Source organism: Rhizobium sp. 25PS6 (assembly GCF_032464655.1).
GTDB lineage: Bacteria > Pseudomonadota > Alphaproteobacteria > Rhizobiales > Rhizobiaceae > Rhizobium > Rhizobium laguerreae.
The window spans coordinates 80,720-99,985 of the sequence record NZ_JAWDIV010000010.1; the positions used below are offsets into that span (position 1 = coordinate 80,720).

The 19,266-nt window shown below is 61.2% G+C and carries 22 protein-coding genes and 1 pseudogene; 12 read left to right on the plus strand and 11 right to left on the minus strand.

Annotation, left to right across the window (positions count from 1 at the left end; translation table 11 throughout):
• Positions 1-190 precede the first annotated feature (190 nt).
• The 7 genes from RWK44_RS15950 to dnaN all read right to left on the minus strand — a co-directional run bounded on the left by RWK44_RS15950 (position 191) and on the right by dnaN (position 5,677).
• Complete coding sequence (locus RWK44_RS15950; RefSeq protein WP_168283976.1) at positions 191-1,171, minus strand: complex I NDUFA9 subunit family protein; 981 nt, start codon at positions 1,169-1,171, stop codon at positions 191-193.
• 112 nt (positions 1,172-1,283) lie between these two features.
• Entirely contained in the window at positions 1,284-1,571 is a 288-nt protein-coding gene (locus RWK44_RS15955) for a DUF1330 domain-containing protein (protein ID WP_017990037.1), read from the minus strand.
• 29 nt (positions 1,572-1,600) lie between these two features.
• Entirely contained in the window at positions 1,601-2,308 is a 708-nt protein-coding gene (gene pyrF, locus RWK44_RS15960; protein ID WP_316029082.1) for an orotidine-5'-phosphate decarboxylase, read from the minus strand.
• Between the two features lie 6 nt (positions 2,309-2,314).
• Positions 2,315-2,896, minus strand: a complete 582-nt coding sequence (locus RWK44_RS15965) for a histidine phosphatase family protein (protein WP_316029083.1) — start codon at positions 2,894-2,896, stop codon at positions 2,315-2,317.
• Between the two features lies 1 nt (position 2,897).
• Entirely contained in the window at positions 2,898-3,497 is a 600-nt protein-coding gene (pmtA, locus tag RWK44_RS15970; protein ID WP_163882319.1) for a phospholipid N-methyltransferase PmtA, read from the minus strand.
• Between the two features lie 95 nt (positions 3,498-3,592).
• Complete coding sequence (locus RWK44_RS15975) at positions 3,593-4,504, minus strand: DUF72 domain-containing protein (protein ID WP_316029084.1); 912 nt, start codon at positions 4,502-4,504, stop codon at positions 3,593-3,595.
• 54 nt (positions 4,505-4,558) lie between these two features.
• A complete protein-coding gene (gene dnaN, locus RWK44_RS15980) occupies positions 4,559-5,677 on the minus strand; it encodes a DNA polymerase III subunit beta (protein WP_163882322.1) in 1,119 nt (372 codons plus the stop codon).
• Positions 5,678-5,770: 93 nt separating this feature from the next.
• On the opposite strand from dnaN, the gene RWK44_RS15985 reads away from it, so the two are divergent.
• The 10 genes from RWK44_RS15985 (at position 5,771) to RWK44_RS16030 (ending at position 14,313) form a co-directional block, all read left to right on the plus strand.
• Positions 5,771-5,941 (plus strand): hypothetical protein, encoded by a 171-nt coding sequence (locus RWK44_RS15985; protein ID WP_165504064.1) that lies wholly within the window; start codon positions 5,771-5,773, stop codon positions 5,939-5,941.
• Positions 5,938-6,855 carry a 16S rRNA (cytidine(1402)-2'-O)-methyltransferase gene (gene rsmI / locus RWK44_RS15990; RefSeq protein ID WP_221986046.1) on the plus strand — a complete coding sequence of 306 codons (918 nt, stop codon included), beginning with the start codon at positions 5,938-5,940 and terminating at the stop codon, positions 6,853-6,855. Before RWK44_RS15985 ends, rsmI begins: the two co-directional genes overlap by 4 nt.
• Entirely contained in the window at positions 6,845-7,213 is a 369-nt protein-coding gene (locus RWK44_RS15995) for a YraN family protein (RefSeq protein WP_316029085.1), read from the plus strand. Before rsmI ends, RWK44_RS15995 begins: the two co-directional genes overlap by 11 nt.
• Before the next feature lie 114 nt (positions 7,214-7,327).
• The gene (locus RWK44_RS16000) at positions 7,328-7,831 is read left to right on the plus strand and encodes a cupin domain-containing protein (protein WP_132610889.1); all 504 of its coding nucleotides are present in this window, start codon (positions 7,328-7,330) and stop codon (positions 7,829-7,831) included.
• A gap of 85 nt (positions 7,832-7,916) precedes the next feature.
• Positions 7,917-8,864 (plus strand): glutathione synthase, encoded by a 948-nt coding sequence (gene gshB / locus RWK44_RS16005; RefSeq protein WP_072639913.1) that lies wholly within the window; start codon positions 7,917-7,919, stop codon positions 8,862-8,864.
• 231 nt (positions 8,865-9,095) lie between these two features.
• Positions 9,096-10,628 carry a YifB family Mg chelatase-like AAA ATPase gene (locus tag RWK44_RS16010; protein WP_316029086.1) on the plus strand — a complete coding sequence of 511 codons (1,533 nt, stop codon included), beginning with the start codon at positions 9,096-9,098 and terminating at the stop codon, positions 10,626-10,628.
• Between the two features lie 90 nt (positions 10,629-10,718).
• Positions 10,719-11,636 carry an AbiTii domain-containing protein gene (locus RWK44_RS16015; RefSeq protein WP_316029087.1) on the plus strand — a complete coding sequence of 306 codons (918 nt, stop codon included), beginning with the start codon at positions 10,719-10,721 and terminating at the stop codon, positions 11,634-11,636.
• A 205-nt stretch (positions 11,637-11,841) separates the two neighbouring features.
• Positions 11,842-12,063, plus strand: coding sequence for a hypothetical protein (locus RWK44_RS16020; RefSeq protein WP_316029088.1), 222 nt, complete (start codon positions 11,842-11,844; stop codon positions 12,061-12,063).
• A gap of 14 nt (positions 12,064-12,077) precedes the next feature.
• Complete coding sequence (locus tag RWK44_RS16025; protein ID WP_316029089.1) at positions 12,078-13,148, plus strand: DUF4037 domain-containing protein; 1,071 nt, start codon at positions 12,078-12,080, stop codon at positions 13,146-13,148.
• 404 nt (positions 13,149-13,552) lie between these two features.
• Positions 13,553-14,313 (plus strand): IS5 family transposase gene (locus RWK44_RS16030; RefSeq protein ID WP_316029090.1). Its coding sequence is split into 2 segments (ribosomal slippage): positions 13,553-13,892 and positions 13,892-14,313, totalling 762 coding nucleotides; the frame shifts between segments, so codons are not numbered across the junction.
• Positions 14,314-14,382: 69 nt separating this feature from the next.
• On the opposite strand, the gene RWK44_RS16035 is transcribed toward RWK44_RS16030, so the two are convergent.
• The 3 genes and pseudogenes from RWK44_RS16035 to RWK44_RS16045 all read right to left on the minus strand — a co-directional run.
• Positions 14,383-15,066 (minus strand): hypothetical protein, encoded by a 684-nt coding sequence (locus RWK44_RS16035; RefSeq protein ID WP_316029091.1) that lies wholly within the window; start codon positions 15,064-15,066, stop codon positions 14,383-14,385.
• A 112-nt stretch (positions 15,067-15,178) separates the two neighbouring features.
• Entirely contained in the window at positions 15,179-16,141 is a 963-nt protein-coding gene (gene cysK / locus RWK44_RS16040) for a cysteine synthase A (RefSeq protein WP_316029092.1), read from the minus strand.
• A gap of 147 nt (positions 16,142-16,288) precedes the next feature.
• Positions 16,289-16,903: pseudogene (locus RWK44_RS16045) on the minus strand (LysE family translocator); the annotation flags it as partial.
• Positions 16,904-17,178: 275 nt separating this feature from the next.
• On the opposite strand from RWK44_RS16045, the gene RWK44_RS16050 reads away from it, so the two are divergent.
• Complete coding sequence (locus tag RWK44_RS16050) at positions 17,179-17,697, plus strand: Dps family protein (RefSeq protein ID WP_131639924.1); 519 nt, start codon at positions 17,179-17,181, stop codon at positions 17,695-17,697.
• An 89-nt stretch (positions 17,698-17,786) separates the two neighbouring features.
• Here RWK44_RS16050 and RWK44_RS16055 read toward each other — a convergent pair whose 3' ends face one another.
• Positions 17,787-18,689: a DMT family transporter gene (locus tag RWK44_RS16055; RefSeq protein WP_131639923.1), complete on the minus strand. Its 903-nt coding sequence runs from the start codon at positions 18,687-18,689 to the stop codon at positions 17,787-17,789.
• A gap of 111 nt (positions 18,690-18,800) precedes the next feature.
• Between RWK44_RS16055 and RWK44_RS16060 the strand changes: the two genes are divergently transcribed.
• Positions 18,801-19,265, plus strand: a complete 465-nt coding sequence (locus tag RWK44_RS16060) for an Lrp/AsnC family transcriptional regulator (protein WP_020052584.1) — start codon at positions 18,801-18,803, stop codon at positions 19,263-19,265.
• Position 19,266: the final 1 nt, after the last annotated feature.

The following is a 19,266-nucleotide window of genomic DNA, read 5'->3' on the forward strand; positions in this document are numbered from 1 at the left end:
CTAAATTTGGCGTTAATTCCACAAAAATTCCGATGCGTCTTTTATGCAACGCCGCTGAATATGCCGAGCACCAGAACACTTCAAACTTGCGCCGGGCTTTGCAGGACACGGCAAGGCCAAAAGGCCGCCCGCGGCATCCGCAGACGGCCAAGTTTCATCGGCTGGAAAAGCCTCATCGTCTGGAAAAGTCTTAGGCGGCCTTGCCGGTGCCGGTGTACTGGCCGTGCGGACGATAGTGCACGAGATAGGAGCCGAGCACCGATGCCACCATGGTGGGCGCAATGCCGAGGCCCTTCAGCGTGCGGCCTTCCGCCTCGGCTTCCCGGGACACGATGTTGTCGCGCTTCAGCAGGCGCACCTGATCCGGCGTGATCGGCGGCGTTATGAAGGGGACCAGCGAAGCGATGCTGCCGATCATCGAAGCGATGCCGAAGGGCAGGGATACCAGCCGGTTCTTGCGGCACGTTACCTTCAGCATCGTCTCGATACATTCGCGGAAGCTCAGCACCTCAGGCCCGCCAAGCTCATAGACCTTGCCGCCGGCGACCTTGCCGTCGACGGCGCGGGCGACGGCCTCGGCGACATCCTCGACATAGACAGGCTGGAATTTCGTCTTGCCGCCGCCGACGAGCGGCAGGATCGGCGACATGCGCGCCATCTCGGCAAACTTGTTGAAGAAGCTGTCCTCCGGTCCGAAGACGATCGACGGACGGAAGATCACTGCATCGGGCTTGACCGAGAGGATGGCCGTTTCGGCGCGGCCCTTGGTGCGGCCATAGTCCGAATCGGACTTCGCGTCGGCGCCGATCGCCGAAATATGCGTCAGCGTCGCACCTGCGCCGCGCGCCGCCTCGGCAATCGCACGACCGCCGAATTCCTGCACGGCGTCGAAGGTGTTGCGGCCGGTCTCGTGCAGAATGCCGACGCAGTTGACGACGTGGCTCGCACCGTCGACGGCGCGGTCGATCGAGCTGCGATAGCGCAGGTTCGCCTGCACGAAGGAGATCTGGCCGACATTGCCGAGCGGCTGCAGGAAGAAGGCGAGATCGGGACGGCGCACGGCGACGCGGATGTTATAGCCGCGCTTGGCCAGCGCCCGAACCACGTGCCTGCCCACGAAGCCGGACCCTCCGAACACGGTGACGAGCGGCGGCAGGTTGGCAAGGGTCATGGCAGGCTCCTCGAAAGGCTTTGCGGAATGCTTGATTGGCTCCGTCTTAGCCGAATCCCGGCGCGACGGGAAGGCCCATCACGCCGTCAGTTTTTTAGGATATGACCGCGCTCTAGACGCCCTCGACGACGACCATTTCCGCATCCGCGACTTCCTGGCGGATTTTCGCGGCGATCTGGTATTCCGGCGAATTATAGCAGTCGACCGCATGCTGCATCGAGGGAAATTCGATCACCACGTTGCGGACGCGCGCCTTGCCCTCGAGTTCGGTGAAGGCACCGCCGCGCGCCAGAAAATTCGCGCCATATTTTTCGAAGGCCGGCTTGGCCGCCGTCACGTAATCCTTGTAGCGCTCGGCATCGCGAACGTCGACGCGGGCGATCCAGTATCCTTTAGCCATAGTCTTCTCCCTATTGTCGTTGAATCTGGTTAGCGATTTGCCGGCCAGAGCGCGCTCACCATTTCGCTGAGGATCGCGCGGGCGGCATCTCGGGGATCCGGCGCCTTGACGACAGGCCGGCCGACGACGAGATGCGTCGCCCCCGCCTTCAGTGCGTCGAAAGGCGTCATCACCCGCTTCTGGTCGCCCTTGTCGCTGCCATCGGGGCGAATGCCGGGGGTGACGATCGCCATGTCGGGTCCGACGATCTCGCGCACCCCAGCCGCTTCCTCCGCCGAGCAGACGATACCGCCCATGCCGGCCGCGCGCGCCTGTTCGGCGCGGCGCAGCACCAGGCTGTGCGGATCCTGGCTGTAGCCGGCCTCGGCAAGGTCATCGGCATCCATCGAGGTCAACACGGTGACGCCGAGCAGGCAGAGGCCGGAGCCGGTCGCGGCCTCGACCGCCGCCTTCATCGCCTTCGGATAGGCATGCAACGTCAGCATCGACATGCCCATCTTGGCGATGTTCTCGACGCCGGAGGCAACGGTGTTGTCGATGTCCAGCAGCTTCATGTCGAGAAAGATCTTCTTGCCGCTAGCGGCAAGATCGCGGGCGAATTCCAGGCCGCCGGCAAAGACCAGCTGATAGCCGATCTTGTAGAAGAGAATGTCGTCGCCGAGCGTGGAAACCAGTCTTTCCGCCTCGCCGATCGTTGGAACATCCAGGCCGACGATCAACCGCTCGCGTGCGTCCATCTGAGGTCACCCCTGCCAGTCTTCGATGGGTGTCCAGTCGCATGATAAGCGGCGATCCGCAAGGCCGAAAGCATAGAGATTGCCGCCGCCGCCCGGCTGGTCGCGGTCGCGGGAGATCGGCCGGCCCACCAGATGGCATTTGAGCAGCGTGCCCACGCCGCCATGGCCGACAAAGGCGATCGGCGCCGTCGCATCATGCGTGGCAAGAACGGCGTTCACGGCCTCGACGATGCGGGCCTGCGCATCGACGGCGCGCTCCCAGCCTTTGAAGCTCTGTTCCGGATGGGCAAAGAACCGGTTTGCTGCTTCTTCGAATTGCGGCGGCGGCAGGAAGCCGGTGGCCGAGCGGTCGTTTTCGTGCATGGCACGGACGATCTCGACGGTCACGCCGGAAGCTTCCGCCAGGATTTCGGCCGTTTCGATCGCCTTCGTCTCGTCGCTGGAGACGATGCGCCGCAATTGCCTCGCCCAGCCGCTCTCGGCTGCTTTGCGCGCGCGCGCTGCGCCGACATCGGAAAGCCCCCATTTCGGCACGGGCACGTTGGCGTCGATCCTGACCTGCGGATGGGTGATGTAGATCCCGAACATCTCAGCCGCGCTTATAGATCCAGAGCTGCGCCGGCGGAATATTGCGCATGACGAAGTCGAAATGCTGGATATGGTAGCGGTCGGGATTGGCGGCGATCGGCGAGATCGCGCCATAGGAAATCTGTACCATCGGCCGGCCGGCCGGCAGTCGATCGAGCAGGCTTTCGAGCAGCGAGATGCGCTTCGCCATCGGGAAATTCAGAAGCGGAATGCCCGAGACGACGGAATCGAAGGTGAGACCACTGAAATTGCCAAGGGTGGTCTGAAGATCGAAAGCGTCGCCGTTGATGAAGTGGACGCCGGGATAGGTCCGCTGCAGATGTTTATGAAAATCCGTCGAATATTCGATTGCAACGAGATTTTCCGGACGAACGCCGCGGCCGAGAATGGCCTTGGTGATGGCGCCCGTGCCCGGTCCGAGTTCGAGCACCGGCAGCCCGGAATGGATATCGACGACGCTTGCCATGCGCTTGGCGGTGATCGAGGACGTCGGCACGATCGAGCCCACCGTCTTCGGCCCCTGCATCATGCCCCTGAAGAAGCGGATCTCGTCGTCGAACCTCTTCCCGAACCGTTCCTTCACCTTGACCCGTAAGCTCATTCTCCACCCATCCGCATGTTGATCGAATGCCTTAATATGCCGCTTGTCGCTTAAGGGACAAGGATTTTCGCAACAGGGACATCGGCGTCAACAGTTCATGCGGCTTTCGGCGCTGAACCGGGCATGAGATCGGCAAGCCTTTGGCTCAAATGATCGGCATCAACAGGCGCGCGCAGCTTCACATCGGTATTGTCGAAATAGAGATAGACGTCGCGGCCCTTGGCGCGCGCCGGGACAGGGGCAAGCACCCGCGTCGCATGCTCAGGCTCTCCACCGCTTGCCCAGGCGCGGATACGTTGCGCCCAAATGTCGAGCGCTTCGTCCTCGTAGCCGCTGACATAGAGCTTTTCGGAGCCATGCAGGCGGCAGTAGATGAAATCGGCGGTGATATCCATCAGCAGCGGCCATTTCACCGTATCGGCGCAGACGAGAGCGACCTTGTGCCGCCTGAGCATCTCGATGAAGGCGGGTGAGCGGAAGCTCTCGTGGCGGATCTCCAGCGCATGCCGGATCGGCTGATGCCCGTCGCATGTAAGCCAGGCCGGTCCCTTGATATGCCAGTCGTGCCGTTTCGCCAGCGCTATCGCCGCGTCGCGGGTGTGCGGCAGCAGCGACAAAAAGCTTTCAAAAAGCGATGGGTCGAAGACCATGTTCGGCGGGAATTGCCAGAGGATCGGTCCGAGCTTGGGACCGAGCCGCAAAACGCCGGAGGCGAGAAAATTGGCGAGCGCCGTCTGGATATCCTGCAGCCGCAGCATATGGGTGATGAAGCGCGGTCCCTTGACCGCGAAGACGAAATCCTCCGGCGTCTCGTCGCGCCAGCGGCCGAAGCTTTCGGGCCGCTGCAATCCGTAGAAGGTGCCGTTAATCTCGATCGACCGGAAGTGCCGGGCGGCATAGGAAAGTTCCTGCTTCTGCGGCAGGTCCTTCGGATAGAATTGGCCGCGCCAGGGCGCATAGGTCCAGCCAGATATGCCGATGCGCACCGCTCCCGTCTTTTTGCTCATGGGATCCTCCATTTTGACAGGAGGAAAAACGGAAACTAGGCGCCTTCGTTCCGCTCAGACGCGCATCGGCATCAGCACGTAAAGCGCATCGTCGCCCGCCGTGTCGCGGATCAGCGTCGGCGAGCCGGCATCTGCAAGCAGGAAGATCGCTTCCTCGCCGGAAAGCTGGGCGGTTATGTCGAGCAAGTATTTGGCGTTGAAGCCGATTTCCATCGCATCCGTGTCGTAGCCGACCGCGACTTCTTCCGTCGCGCTGCCGGAATCGGGGTTGTTGACGGTCAGCATCAGCTGCCCTTCGGAAAGCGCCAGCTTGACGGCGCGTCCGCGCTCGGAGGAGATGGTCGAGACGCGGTCGACAGCCTGTGCGAAACTCGTGCAATCGACGCGCATTTCCTTGTCGTTGCCCGTCGGGATGACGCGCTGATAATCCGGGAAGGTGCCGTCGATCAGTTTCGAGGTCATGACGATCGAGCCGATCGTCAGCCGGATCTTGGCGTCGGAGACCTCGACGGTCACCATCGTTTCGGGATTGTCGACCAGCTTCTGCAACTCGCCGACCGTCTTGCGCGGAATGATGATGCCGGGCATGCCTTCGGAGCCGGAGGGCGCATCGACGTCGGCGCGCGCCAGCCGGTGGCCGTCGGTCGCAACCGCCCTGAGTTTCAGTTGGCCATTGCTCTCGATCGTGTGGAAGAAGATGCCGTTCAAATAATAACGCGTCTCTTCCGTCGAGATCGCAAACTGGGTGCGGTCGATCAGCATCTTCAGATCGGTCGCCTTCAGCTTGAAGGAATGCGTGAAGGTGCCGGCTGTGAGATCCGGAAAGTCCGATTCCGGCAGGCACTGCAGCGAGAATTTCGAGCGGCCGGATTGCACGGTCATCGAGCCGCCATCGGTGCTGGTGGCAAGCAGCACTTCCGAGCCGTCGGAAAGCTTGCGCACGATGTCGTAGAGAAGATGCGCGGGAACGGTGGTGGCGCCGGGCTGCTCGACGCTAGCAGGCGTCGCCTCGGTGATTTCGAGGTCGAGGTCGGTCGCCTTCATGTCGAGCTTCTGGCCGTCGGCCTTGAGCAATACGTTGGACAGGATCGGGATCGTGTTGCGACGTTCGACCACGCGGTGGACGTGGTTCAGCGATTTCAACAGGTTTGACCGCTCAATAGTAATACGCATGGGATGCTACCGCTTTCGACCGTGACTGTCCGGGCGCGTCGAGCACCCGAAGAATGCTGTCCCGGCTTGAGGCCGGGGGAGTGGACGGGCAAAATGGCAGACTTCAGCATTGCTTTGCAAGAGGCATGGACGCCGGCACCCCTGCATTTGCGGTTTTCCAGAGCAATGCTCACAGAAATCCGAACCCTTGCCGAAGCGATGCGGCTCGCCCATAAAGGCTTCGATGCCGGCGACGAGCCGGCGGGACGAAAGCAAATGGCATGAATGAGGAAACGACAGCGGACGCCGCCAGCCGGCGAAGCTTCCGCCTGCACAATGCAACGGTGCCGGCGCGGCCGCTGGAGCCGGCGCTCTATCTCGTCGCCACCCCGATCGGCAATCTCGGCGATATCACCCTGCGGGCGCTCGAAACGCTGGCCGGCGCCGACGTGCTTGCCTGCGAGGATACACGCGTCACCCGCGTGCTGCTCGACCGCTATGGCATCCAGAACCGTCCCTTCGCCTATCACGAGCACAATGCCGATGAGGCCGGCCCAAGGCTGCTGCAGGCGCTCGAAGCCGGCCGCTCGGTGGCGCTGGTTTCCGATGCCGGCACACCGCTGGTCTCCGATCCCGGCTATCGGCTGGCGCAGCAGGCGATAGCGGCAGGTTACCGCGTCATTCCCATTCCCGGCGCCTCCGCGCCGCTCGCAGCCCTTGTCGGCTCCGGCCTGCCGAACGATGCCTTCCTTTTCGCCGGTTTCCTGCCGGCCAAGGACAAGGCCCGTCGCGACCGTCTGGGTGAACTTGCCGCAGCACCCGCAACGCTGATCTTCTTTGAATCGCCGCATCGCATCGGCGCAACGCTTCTGGCCGCCGCGGATGTGCTGGGCGGCGCTCGGCCCGCCTCCGTCTGCCGCGAGCTGACCAAGACCTATGAGGAGTTCCGTCGCGGCTCGCTTGCCGACCTTGCCGCCCATTATCAGCAGGTGGAAAACGTCAAGGGCGAGATCGTCCTGGTGATCGGCCCGCCGGAGCCGGTCGAGACCGATGAGGCCGATGTCGAAGCCATGCTGGCCGACCTGTCGAAGTCGATGCCGACGGCCGGCGCCGCGACCGAGGCCGCCCGCCTCACCGGCCTGCCGCGCAAGGTGCTCTATCAGCGGCTGCTGGAGATCAAGAACGCCGATGGGCGATAGTGATCTCACCGCGATCAGAAGGAAGGCGCTGCGCCGGGGCCGCATGTCGGAATATGCCGCGGCTGCCTTCCTGATGCTGAAGGGCTACCGCATCCTGGCGCTGCGCCACCGCACCCGGCTCGGCGAGATCGATATCATCGCCCGCAAGGGCGATCTCGCCGTCTTCGTCGAGGTCAAGGCCCGCCATGGCGAGGCCGCGGCGGTCGATGCCGTCTCTGTCATCGCGCAGAAGCGCATACGAGCGGCAAGCGATCTCTGGCTCGCCCGCCAGAGGGATCAGGCCCGCCTTTCCCAGCGCTATGATATCGTCGCGATCATGCCCGGCCGGCTGCCGCGGCATTTTATTGATGCTTTCTGACCTCCTTTCGCCCCATCGGATTTCCGGATCGTTAAACTTTTATTCCCCACTTGAACCAGGTCCTTACGACTCTCTGCTATCGACTCGGTAGGGATAACAATTGGGGGTTGTTTAATGGCCTGGAAGCTGATGTTTGCAAGTGCGGTCGCCATGGCCGCGCGCTCGGTGCCTTATGCGGTGGCGAAGCCGGCCGGAAAGTCCTTCGTCGCGCACTCGAGCGATCTGCTGCCGCTGAAATCCACGCCGATCAATCCGGACTGGATCGTCAGCGGCAATCCGCAGGCCCGCACCGCCGAACATTCGCGCGGCCATGACGAGGCCTCGCTGACGGCGATCTGGGATTGCACGGCGGGCGAATTCCGCTGGTATTTCGGCTGGGACGAGACGGTGATGATCCTCGAAGGCGAGGTCCATATCACGGCCGAGGACGGCACCGAACGAACGCTCTGCGCCGGCGACGTCGCCTTTTTCGCTGGAGGAACCTGGGCAAGCTGGCGGGTCGACAATTACGTCCGCAAGGTCGCCTTCCTGCGCAAGCCCTTCCCGAAGCCCTTGGCGATCGCTTACCGTCTCCGCAACATGCTGCGCAACAACGGCAACCAGGGCATCGCTGCCTGAAAACTGCGACCGGAAGCCCTTGATTGACCGTTGCGTTTGATATCTGGCCGACCTACATCTGTCCGGCATTCAGCGAGGGATGGAAATGGCCAAGATCACCAATGTAGCGGTCCAGATGGACCATGTCGCCGGCATCAATATCGCAGGCGATTCCACCTTCGCGATGAGCCTGGAAGCCCAAGTGCGCGGCTACAAGCTCTTCCACTATACCCCCGAGCGCCTGAGCTTTCGCGACGGCAAGCTCTATGCCAGCGTCGAGCCGATGGTGCTGCGCGACGTCAAGGGCGATCACTTCGAGCTTGGCGCGCCCGAGCGCGTCGATCTCTCCACCATGGATGTCGTGCTGCTGCGCCAGGACCCGCCCTTCGACATGGCCTATATCACCTCGACGCATCTGCTCGAGCGCATCCACCCGAAGACGCTCGTCGTCAACGATCCGGCCTGGGTGCGCAATTCGCCGGAGAAGATCTTCGTCACCGAATTCTCCGACCTGATGCCGAAGACGCTGATCACCAAGGATGCCGCCGAGATCCGCCGCTTCCGCGATGAAATGGGCGATATCATCCTGAAGCCGCTTTACGGCAATGGCGGCGCCGGCGTCTTCCATTCGACCCGCGACGACCGCAATCTCTCCTCGCTGCTGGAAATGTTCGGCCAGCTTTTCCGCGAGCCCTTCATTGCTCAGCAATATCTGCCCGACGTGCGCAAGGGCGACAAACGCATCATCCTGGTCGACGGCGAATTCGCCGGCGCCATCAACCGCGTTCCGGCCGAACACGACAGCCGCTCCAACATGCATGTCGGTGGCCGCGCCGAGGCGACCGAACTGACGCCGCGCGAACAGGAAATCTGCGCCCGCATCGGTCCGGCGCTGAGGGAACGCGGCTTCCTGCTCGTCGGCATCGATGTGATCGGCGATTACATGACCGAGATCAACGTCACCTCGCCCACCGGCATCCGCGAGGTCAAGAAATTCGGCGGCGCCGATATCGCGAGCCTGCTTTGGGATGCGATCGAGCGCAAGCGCGGCTGAGCCAGCCGCCGCTGACCGTTCTGGTCCCGCGACCGAACACAACCAAGGTCACAGCGGGTGCCTGACTACGTTCTTTGATTGTTCTTGTTTTATTCCTGCGTCCATGCCAAATTGCAACCGTTGGCCTTGATGCATGTCGCCCAAAAGTGCGTAGCGGTTCTGGGGACCACGACAAGTATCGAATAAAGGCCGCAGGGCGGGCTATAAAATTTGCGGCAAGGGGATGGGTTGATGGTCGCGCGTGTCAGTACGGTTGCATTTCAGGGCATCGAAGGTGTGCCGGTCGAGGTCCAGGTCATGGTCGCGCCCGGAAAGGTCGGCATGCAGATCGTCGGCCTGCCTGACAAGGCTGTTGCCGAAAGCCGCGAGCGCGTGCAGGCGGCCCTCCACGCCTCCGGCCTGGCGCTGCCGGCCAAGCGCGTGACGGTCAATCTGGCGCCGGCCGATCTGCCGAAGGAAGGCTCGCATTTCGATCTGCCGATCGCGCTTGCCCTGATGGCCGCCCTCGGCGCCATTCCCGCCGATGCACTGTCGGATTTTGTCGTTGTCGGCGAACTCAACCTCGATGGAACGATCGCCGCCATATCAGGCGCGCTGCCGGCCGCGATCGGCGCCAATGCGCTCGGCAAGGGGCTGATCTGCCCGGCCGAAAGCGGTGCCGAAGCCGCCTGGGCAGGCGCCGACGTCGATATTCTCGCCCCCCGCAGCCTGATCGCCCTTGCCAATCATTTCCGCGGCACTCAGGTCCTGTCCAGGCCGGAAGCGTCGATCCGCGCCAATGCCGCAAACCTGCCGGACCTTGCCGAGATCAAGGGCCAGGAAAGCGCCAAGCGCGCGCTCGAAGTGGCGGCCGCCGGCGGCCATAATCTGCTGATGGTCGGTCCTCCCGGCTCCGGCAAGTCGATGCTGGCGGCCAGGCTGCCATCGATCCTGCCGCCGCTTTCGCCCGCCGAGCTGCTGGAGGTGTCGATGGTCCATTCCATCGCCGGCCAACTCTCCGGCGGCAAGCTTTCGGATCGCCGGCCCTTCCGCACCCCGCATCATTCCGCCACCATGGCGGCCCTCGTCGGCGGCGGCCTGCGCGCCCGTCCCGGCGAAGCCTCGCTTGCCCATCACGGCGTGCTCTTTCTCGACGAGTTTCCCGAATTCACGCCGCAGGCGCTCGATGCGCTGCGCCAGCCGCTCGAAGGCGGCGAATGCGTCATTGCGCGCGCCAATCACCGCGTCTCCTATCCGGCGAAATTCCAGCTGATCGCGGCGATGAACCCTTGCCGCTGCGGCATGGCGGGTGAGCCCGGTCATACCTGCGCCCGCGGCCCGCGCTGCATGAGCGATTACCAGGCCCGCATCTCCGGCCCGCTGATGGACCGCATTGATATCCGCATCGACGTCCCTGCCGTCTCTGCCGCCGATCTCATCCGGCCGATGGCGGCCGAAACCAGCGCCGACGTCGCCCGCCGCGTCGCCCGCGCCCGGGAGATCCAGCAGGAGCGCTTCGAAAGCACCGGCGCAAAGGGCATCGGCACCAATGCCCGCTGCTCCACCGCGATGATCGAGAAACTGGCCGAGCCCGATGCCAGCGGCCTGCAGTTGCTGCGCGACGCCGCCGAAAAGATGAAATTCTCCGCCCGCGGTTACCACCGCGTGCTGAAGGTCGCCCGCACCCTTGCCGATCTCGACGGCAAGCCGACGGTCGGCCGCATCCATCTCGCCGAAGCGATCTCATACAGGATCGCTGGTGAGAGACTGACGGCAGCGGCATAGGAAGAAGGGGACAATGCGGTTGCAGTAAGCAGGCGATATGTTCCTCTGTCTGCTAAGTTTTTTCTGCCATTTGGGCATTGTGAGGAATCAATGGGACTTCTGCACGAAATTCAGAATGATGCCGTCGATCAAGCGAGCACTACTTCATCGCTGCTCCGCAAATGCCTTTTGTTGGCATCGCGCATCGAAAGTCTTCTGCTAGAGGATTGGGTCAGGCACGAACTAAACGGCTATCCTGAGAGTGAAGAGGTGCCTGATTACCGCCGATTGTCGATGAACTTCAAGGGCAACTTCGTTGCCTCGTTTGGGCGGCAAATTACAAATGCGCCGATCCCACAGCATATTGTGGGAAAAGTTTCAAAGCGACCGAATATTGAGATCTATCAGTTTCGAGGAGCAATAAGCACGCTCGATGATAGGCGCGGCATGAGTGAAAGTGGTGCCTTGCGTGTTAATTACGACAATATGGCTATGTTTCTTCACGACAAGGTGTTTGAAGACTATCAATGCCTGCAGTTTTGGGGTGAGATCTCGGCTATGGCTGCACTCGCCATCCCCGATATAGTCAAAACGCGCGTACTCGATTTCACTCTGAAACTGGCCAAAACCTATCCAACTGCTGGGGACGTGGCTGGTATGACAACGACGGACCGGGGAATGAAAGAAAACCTATCTCAGATTTTCAATACGACTATAAACGGCCAAGCCAACTTGGTGGGTGTTGCCGAGAAGTCCACGATTTCAATTGTGAACGGGGCAGGCTCCGTCGCTGAGCTCCGCAACGCGTTATCTGAAGCCAAAATAGAACCTGGTGATCTTGACGAGATAGAAAGAGCAATAGGGGAAGAAAAGCAAATTGTTGCGCCGGGAAAATTTGGCCCGAAAGTAACTGCTTGGATCGGGAAGATGGCCGGGAAAGCAGCCTCGGGCGCATGGGGTGTCGGGCTCGCTGCTGGAACAAAACTTGTGGAGTCTGCGCTTCTACGGTTCTACGGGTTCACGCCGTGAACTCACTGGCAGAATCGCCAGATTTTTCGAGCGTTCACAACGATATGCGCTGTCAGCACTCGATCGATCGCGGGGGGCGCTGAGCGCATCGCGACCTCCTGCATCGTTTGGTTTATCGGAACGAAAGCCAGCGTATAATCGCTGATATCACATAATTGTCGCTTACAGCCCTTGTTGCGATTGCCTTGACCGCAAGGAGATCGCCATGAAGCAAGCATCACCATCTCGATTGTTGTCTGTTCGGGAGCAGGTTTATTCAACATGTCCCAATGAATCACAAAACCCCCAGCTCAACCAAGGTTGTCAACAGGCTGACGGGTTGCCGAAACGCCCGATATCCTGCGAAAACGAATTGACGAAAACCCTTGAGCCTGCGGGTCTTGATGCTGCACTTCGCAGTGTCCGCAAAGGATCATGTGCGGCCTGAACGGAGGAGAGGTCATGCAGGGGATTGAGTTGTCGCGTCGCTTCTACGCGGATATTGTCAGGCCCTGGTTGACCAGTGTTGCACCGGAACTCCCACGTTCAGCGGCGTTGATCGGATTTGGATCGGAGCTGCTTGGTTTAGACGACGAGGTTTCCAGGGATCACAACTGGGGTCCTCGGGTCCACGTCTTCTTGTGCACCGATGGATTCAACGACCATGCCCGACGGTTGGTCGTTGAGTTCACGCAGGCGGCGCCCACCAGCTACCTTGGTGAACCTATCGGCTGGCGGAGCCGCCCACATCCTCCTGCAAATGGCCTGGAGGCGGCAGGCGCGATTGAGCATGGCCTCGAATTCCACACCCTTGAGGCCACGCTGGAACGGCTTCTGGCCGTTCGGTCCGCCGACAACCTTGCTCCCTTGCTGTGGCTGGGCTTCGCCGAACAGCGGCTGCTCGCCTTCACGGCAGGCGCCGTTTTCCACGATGACGACAAACGGTTGACACGCGCCCGGACGGCACTGGCCTATTTCCCTGACGACGTGTGGCTTTACAAAATCGCCTGTCAGTGGCGGCGTATTGCCGAGGAGCAGGCCTTTGTTGGCCGAGCAGGACAGGTCGGCGATGATCTGGGGTCCCGCGTGGTTGCGAGCCGGCTCGTGCGTGACATTATGCGTATGGCTTTTCTGCTCGACCGCCGCTATGCGCCGTACGCGAAGTGGTTTGGCAGTGCGTTCGGAAAACTGACGCTGGCTGAAACCCTGTCACCGCTGTTGCAGCGGGTCTTGCTGGCCGAAGGATGGCAGGAGCGCGGAGAGGCACTCGCTTCGGCCTATCTTGTGCTGGCACGTCGCCAACTGGCGGACGGCATCGGCGGCAAGGTCGAGCCGGTCATTGGTCCATACTTCGAACGCCCCTTCACGACGATCAATGCCGGCGACTTGGTCGAGGCAACCCTCAAAGGGATACGGGACCCCTTGGTCAAAGAACTTCCAGTCGTCGGCGCCCTGGACCAGGTGAGTGATCTAACCCCCGTGCTCGAGGATCCTTCCGGGTCACAACGGATGATCACCGCGCTGCTAGGCTGACGCGCATGGTTACAGCCGGTCTCAACTTCACTTTGGGAGAATGATCCCTCATAGCCATGCCCATCCAGCATACCGGGTCGACCGGAAGGCAGAAACCTCCAACCCAACCGTGACCGTGGCAAACTTATCGCATGCGACCCCTTCGGTATCCCATCAACGTCACGTTGGACGGTTGCTGCGATCATCGTGTGATGGTCCCGGACGAAGACTTGCATCGTCACGCGGCCGAGACCCTTGCGCGGGCCGATGTCCTTGGCGGCCGTTTGCGCGGACGGGAGTGAGCCCTGATTGGATGGAGCCCTTCGCCCCGATGCGAGTTGTCCTAGGGCGTAGTGACGATTTAACGGTTAGGGATTCCCAGGCTGGTGCAAATCAGATTCAACACTGACTTTTGGAGGTCGGTGATGGATTGCGACGCACTTCGAGATGATCAATGGGAACGTATCAGGGGCTTTGTGCCGGGTGGGACCAAAGGCAAGCGCGGTCCACGCACGGATAATCGCACATTTCTGGAGGCGCTTTTGTGGATGGCGCGTTCGGGCGGTCGCTGGCGAGATCTGCCCGAGCGGCTTGGCGACTATCGCTCGGTGAAGCGGCGCTATTACCGCTGGATCGAGATGGGTGTTCTCGACGAGATGTTGTCGGTTCTGGCACGCGAAGCCGACCTCGAATGGCTGATGATCGACAGTACCATCGTGCGGGCACATCAGCATGCCGCCGGCGCGCGCAAGGAAAAAGGGGGGCGGATGCCCAGGGCCTGGGTCGGTCTCGCGGTGGATTGAGCACCAAAATCCATGCCGCGACAGAAGCACTCGGCCTTCCCATCCGATTGATCGGCTCTCCCGGACATCGCAACGACATCGCCTTTGCCCACGACCTCATCGACGGTTTCGAGGCCGGTGCGGCTCTTGCTGACAAAGGCTATGATGCCGATCATCTGTGCGACAGGATTGCGCAAAGCCGAACGCAGCTCGTCATCCCGCCAAAGCGTAACCGAAAAGTCCAGCGCTGCTACGACGCCGACCTCTACAAGGAGCGCAATCGCATTGAGCGCTTCTTCGGCAAGCTCAAACAGTTTCGACGCGTCGCAACCCGATACGACAAGCTGCTCGTCAACTGCATGGGTTTCGTCAAGCTCGCCGCAATCGCAATATGGCTCAAATAGTTAAATCGTCACCACGACCTAATTCAAGTGGCGCGCAACAAATTGATAAAATTCTGAGAATTTCAGCACTCACAGATCGTGTCGTGCATCCCACAGTTTCACGCGACGATGTTGGCCAGTTTCCTCGTAATGTTTCCAGTCTTTCAGCCGCTCGATGCCTTCACCTTGCGTAATGCCGCAACGCGCCAGATATGCCGAGACTTCTGACGGCGAAGGGGTCGAGCCGATATCCACGTGTGGAAATTCCTGACGGAAATTCGTGAACGCCTCAAGTTCGCTCTGCGATGGATTTGCCGGAACCGCCTTAGAAACCCACCAATAGTAATCGTAAGTGTCGAAGGCTCGTTGCGAGGAAATTGCATCCTTCACGCGTTCGTCAGGAATGCCAATGGCCCTCAGTTCCTTGTCGATGTTGGATATGAACTCGCGCTTTTTCTCCGAGGATAGACCGAGCATTCGGTTGCTCATCGAAATCTGCTCGACACTGATTTTCCCAAATAGCTCGGCTATCCGTTGCAACTGTGTGACGGTCGCCTGCGCTTCTGCCAGTTTCTGTTCCAGTTCCGCTTTAATGCCGGTCGTGCCGAAATTCAGGTTCTTCAAGTCGCGCAAGCGAGTGGCTAGTACGGCGAAGGCGATCATAAAACCGACAGCAGTGTAGCGAGCAGGCGAATCGATAAATAGGAAATAGACGAACAGCGCCAACAGAATTGGCGCTGCTACGAGAGCACCGATACGAACAGGATCTTTCATCTGGCACCTTTTCGGGTTTGGCCCGACCGAAATCAGCAGTCTGAGGCGGGTGCCGAAGCGCCCAATGACCCAGGAATATGAGTGACCGGAAACCCCCGGTCAAAGCCCAGTCTCAGCTCCCAAGCCCCTCAAACAGCGCCGTCGAAAGATAACGCTCCGCAAAGGACGGGATGATGATGACGATGTTCTTGCCGGCATTCTCGGGGCGGACACCGACCTTGATCGCGGCGGTCAGTGCCGCACCCGAGGAGATGCCGACCGGCACGCCTTCGAGCCTGGCGACCAGGCGCGCCTGTTCAAAGGCCTCGTCATTGGTCACGGTGACGACCTCGTCGTAGATGCCGGTATCGAGGATCTTCGGCGCGAAGCCGGCGCCGATGCCCTGGATCTTGTGCGGGCCGGGATTGCCGCCGGAGAGGATCGGCGAATCGGCCGGTTCGACGGCGATGATCTTGATCTCGGGCTTGCGGCTCTTCAGTACCTGGCCGACGCCGGTAATCGTGCCGCCGGTGCCGATGCCGGAGACGACGATGTCGACCGTGCCGTCGGTGTCGTTCCAGATTTCCTCGGCCGTCGTCTTGCGGTGGATTTCGGGATTGGCCGGGTTTTCGAACTGCTGCGGAATGACGGCATCGTCAAATGATGACGCCAGTTCCTCTGCCTTGGCGATGGCGCCCTTCATGCCCTTCGGTCCCTCCGTCAGCACCAGCTCGGCGCCGAGCAGCGCCAGCATCTTGCGGCGCTCGACCGACATCGTTTCCGGCATGGTGAGGATCAGTCGATAACCCTTGGCGGCGGCGGCAAAGGCGAGCGCGATGCCGGTATTGCCGGAGGTCGGCTCGATCAGCACCGTCTTGCCGGGGGTGATCTTGCCCTGGGCTTCGAGGCTTTCGATCATCGCGACGCCGATGCGGTCCTTGACCGAGGCGATCGGGTTGAAGAATTCGAGCTTGCCGATCAGGTTCGCCACGACGCCTTTTTCCCGCGCCAGCTTGTCGAAGCGCACGAGCGGCGTGTCGCCGATGGTCTCGGTGATCGAGGAATAGATGCGGCCGCGGCCGGGCTTGTGCGACATGGGTGCCTCCCTTTGAAATCCTGTCTCTGAAATCGAGGAGGAGAATAGGGTCAAAGGCCGGTCTAGGCCAGCCCGTGTTCATCCCGGGGAGGCGGTCCTCGGAGAAAATAACCTTTGAAAACCGGTCCTTGCCGAATGTTTATTCCAGGCGGCCCGCGTGGCGATGAAGGCGGCCGTGCCCGCGAGGATGCCTGATGCAACCCGGTTCAGCGCCTGCAAGGCCCGCGGCTGCTTCAGCATCGTGCGGGCTCGCGAGGCAAGCAGCATATAGGGCACGAGCACGACGATCAGCACCACGAAGGTGGTGGTCAGCAGGAGCGCATAGTCTCGCAGGCCGATATTGCCGATATCGATCAGCGTCGGCACCAGGGCGACATAAAAGAGCATCGTCTTCGGATTGCCGAGCGTCACCAGCAGGCCGGAGAGGAAGGATAGGCCGATATTGGCGGATTTCCGCGCCGCGATATCCTGCGGCAACAATCCCGCCGTCCAGAGTTTCCAGGCGATGTAGCCGAGATAGAGGACGCCGGCGATCTTGATTGTTATGAACACCTCGGTGAAGGACTGCGCCACGAAGGCAAGGCCGAGAATGACCGCTGTCAGATAGGTCGTGTCGCCGAGCACCAGGCCGAGGCCCATGAAGAAGGTTTCGCGAAAATTCGAGCCGAGCGCCCGTGCGACGATCGCAGTAATCCCGGGTCCCGGAATGGCCGCGGCGATGAACAGCGCTCCGGCATAGGTCAGCAAGGCGGCAAGGCTCATGGCGCGCTCCCTTCTTTTGCCCCGCTGTTTTATATCCGGTGCCTACAACCATCAATCCGCCGGCATTGATGGATGCATCGGCGGCAGGAATGCTTGGCCCTACCGGAAAGAATGTCTGGCCGCCGCCTGCCATGACCTTGAAGAACCGCGATCCTCCCGTATCTCTTGCGGGGAAGATCTCAGACGGGCACCCATCGTCACCTCGTCTTCATCAAAATGTCATCGCCGCCCCATCAGGTCCCCAATACCGCTTGGTTATTACAAGGAAAAAACGGATGTCCCCCACACAGGCCGAGAAGACCAGACTTGCGCCTCTGAAGACGCCTTCGGATCTGCCGACCAATGCCATCACCGATATTTCGGCAGCTCTGACCGCGCTGCTTGCCGATGTCTTCGCGCTCTATCTGAAGACCAAGAATTTCCATTGGCACATGTCCGGGCCGCATTTTCGCGACTATCATCTGCTGCTCGATGAACAGGCAGAGCAGATCTTCGCCATGACCGACGACATTGCCGAGCGTGCCCGTAAGATCGGCGGCACGACGCTGCGCTCCATCGGCCAGATCGCCCGCCAGCAGCGCATATCGGACAATGATGCGGATTTCGTCACGCCCGAGGACATGTTGTCGGAACTGCGCGAGGATAACGCTCAGCTCGTTTCGCTGCTGCGCGAGGTGCATGACCTCTGCGACGAGCATAATGACGTCGCGAGCGCCAGCCTGATCGAGAACTGGATCGATGAGGCCGAGCGCCGCACCTGGTTCCTGTACGAAACCACGCGCGGCCAGAAGTAATATCGGCATCTCCCGGGCGTGCTTGCCATGCCCAGGCGTGCTTGCCATGCCCAGGCATGCTTGCCATGCCCGGGACATGTGTCCGGTTCTCAGCTCTCGAGCGCGCGCGGCCGCAGCCATCGCGGCGTCCAGCCGAGATTCATGCCGGCGGCGGCAAGCAGGATGATCGCCGCGCCTAAAATCTGCATCGGCTGCAGCGCATGGCCGAAGGCGAGCCGGTCGACGAGGATCGCCGCGATCGGATAGATGAAGGACAGGGCGCCTGTGAGATGCGTCGGCAGCCGCTGGATCGCGCCGTAGAGCAGCACATACATCAGCCCGGTATGGACGACCCCGACGGTCACCAGGATCGCCCAGCCCCTGACATCCCCCGGCGGATGGGAAAAGTCCGTCATCGGCGCCAGCATCAGCATGCCGGTTGCGACCTGGATGAGCGCGATCAGATGCGGCGGCGTGCCCTTCAGCCATTTCGCGGCAAGGGCTGCGAGCGCGTAGAAGAAGGCAGCACCGAGCGCCATCAGAATGCCGAGGCCGTAGCCGTCGAACGCATCGCCGCCCGCACCGGGTTTTGCCTGGACGATCGCCACCATGCCCGCGAAGGCGAGCGCCAGCCAGAACAGCTTGGTCGCGGTGATCTTCTCGCCGAGAAAGAGCGCGCCGAGCACCAGCAGCATGAAAGGCTGGGTGTTATAGACCGTCGTCGCGATCGAGATCGTCGCATGTGAGTAGGAGGCAAAGAGCAGCAGCCAATTCAAGACGATGGCGATGCCGCCGAAAATGGCGATGCCGAAGGCGCGCAGCGTGATGATGCCCGGCCGCAGCAGCCCGAGAGCGCCGCAGATGACAAGCAAGGTGAGCGCGCCGAACAGGCAGCGCCAGAAGACCACGCCGCTGACCGGCTGGCCCGACATAACGACGAACCAGCCGATCGTCCCCGAGATCAGCATCGCTGCCGTCATTTCCGCCGTGCCTCTTTTGATGTCGCTGCCCATGATTGCCTCCGTTTCGTTGGCATAACAATATTGCAGCGACGGACGATTTTATATAAGGATAAAAAGGAAAACTGTCGGTATCACCTAATCATAAAAGGAAAAGAGATCGCCGTGGCTAATGATGTGCAGTCGCTCGATGAAATCGATCAGGCCATTCTGGAAGCGCTGGCCGGCAATGCGCGGATCTCGCTGAAAGAGCTGGCGCAGCAGGTCGGCCTGTCCTCGCCGAGTGCCGCCGAGCGCCTGCGCCGGCTGGAGGAGCGCGGCGTCATCAAGGCCTTCACCATCGATCTCGATCCCGCCGCCGTCGGTTATCCCCTGCAGGCGATCGTGCGCGTGCGTCCTCTGCCGGGACAGCTGCACATCGTCGAGCGGATCATCCAGGAAATTCCCGAAATCATCGAATGCGACAAGGTGACGGGTGAGGATTGCTTCATCGCCCGCCTGGTCATCCGCTCCATGGCGGACCTCGACGGCATTCTCGACCGCGTTGCCGAAAGGGCGGAGACCAACACCGCGATGATCAAAGCCTCGCCCGTCAAACGCCGCCTGCCACCGCTTTCGCGCCGGAAATAGA

Coding starts and splice junctions, on each gene's coding strand:
- RWK44_RS15950 (WP_168283976.1), bottom strand. CDS start 1,171: ATGACCCTTGCCAACCTGCCGCCGCTCGTCACCGTGTTCGGAGGGTCC.
- RWK44_RS15955 (WP_017990037.1), bottom strand. CDS start 1,571: ATGGCTAAAGGATACTGGATCGCCCGCGTCGACGTTCGCGATGCCGAG.
- pyrF (WP_316029082.1), bottom strand. CDS start 2,308: ATGGACGCACGCGAGCGGTTGATCGTCGGCCTGGATGTTCCAACGATC.
- RWK44_RS15965 (WP_316029083.1), bottom strand. CDS start 2,896: ATGTTCGGGATCTACATCACCCATCCGCAGGTCAGGATCGACGCCAAC.
- pmtA (WP_163882319.1), bottom strand. CDS start 3,497: ATGAGCTTACGGGTCAAGGTGAAGGAACGGTTCGGGAAGAGGTTCGAC.
- RWK44_RS15975 (WP_316029084.1), bottom strand. CDS start 4,504: ATGAGCAAAAAGACGGGAGCGGTGCGCATCGGCATATCTGGCTGGACC.
- dnaN (WP_163882322.1), bottom strand. CDS start 5,677: ATGCGTATTACTATTGAGCGGTCAAACCTGTTGAAATCGCTGAACCAC.
- RWK44_RS15985 (WP_165504064.1), top strand. CDS start 5,771: ATGGCAGACTTCAGCATTGCTTTGCAAGAGGCATGGACGCCGGCACCC.
- rsmI (WP_221986046.1), top strand. CDS start 5,938: ATGAATGAGGAAACGACAGCGGACGCCGCCAGCCGGCGAAGCTTCCGC.
- RWK44_RS15995 (WP_316029085.1), top strand. CDS start 6,845: ATGGGCGATAGTGATCTCACCGCGATCAGAAGGAAGGCGCTGCGCCGG.
- RWK44_RS16000 (WP_132610889.1), top strand. CDS start 7,328: ATGGCCTGGAAGCTGATGTTTGCAAGTGCGGTCGCCATGGCCGCGCGC.
- gshB (WP_072639913.1), top strand. CDS start 7,917: ATGGCCAAGATCACCAATGTAGCGGTCCAGATGGACCATGTCGCCGGC.
- RWK44_RS16010 (WP_316029086.1), top strand. CDS start 9,096: ATGGTCGCGCGTGTCAGTACGGTTGCATTTCAGGGCATCGAAGGTGTG.
- RWK44_RS16015 (WP_316029087.1), top strand. CDS start 10,719: ATGGGACTTCTGCACGAAATTCAGAATGATGCCGTCGATCAAGCGAGC.
- RWK44_RS16020 (WP_316029088.1), top strand. CDS start 11,842: ATGAAGCAAGCATCACCATCTCGATTGTTGTCTGTTCGGGAGCAGGTT.
- RWK44_RS16025 (WP_316029089.1), top strand. CDS start 12,078: ATGCAGGGGATTGAGTTGTCGCGTCGCTTCTACGCGGATATTGTCAGG.
- RWK44_RS16035 (WP_316029091.1), bottom strand. CDS start 15,066: ATGAAAGATCCTGTTCGTATCGGTGCTCTCGTAGCAGCGCCAATTCTG.
- cysK (WP_316029092.1), bottom strand. CDS start 16,141: ATGTCGCACAAGCCCGGCCGCGGCCGCATCTATTCCTCGATCACCGAG.
- RWK44_RS16050 (WP_131639924.1), top strand. CDS start 17,179: ATGTCCCCCACACAGGCCGAGAAGACCAGACTTGCGCCTCTGAAGACG.
- RWK44_RS16055 (WP_131639923.1), bottom strand. CDS start 18,689: ATGGGCAGCGACATCAAAAGAGGCACGGCGGAAATGACGGCAGCGATG.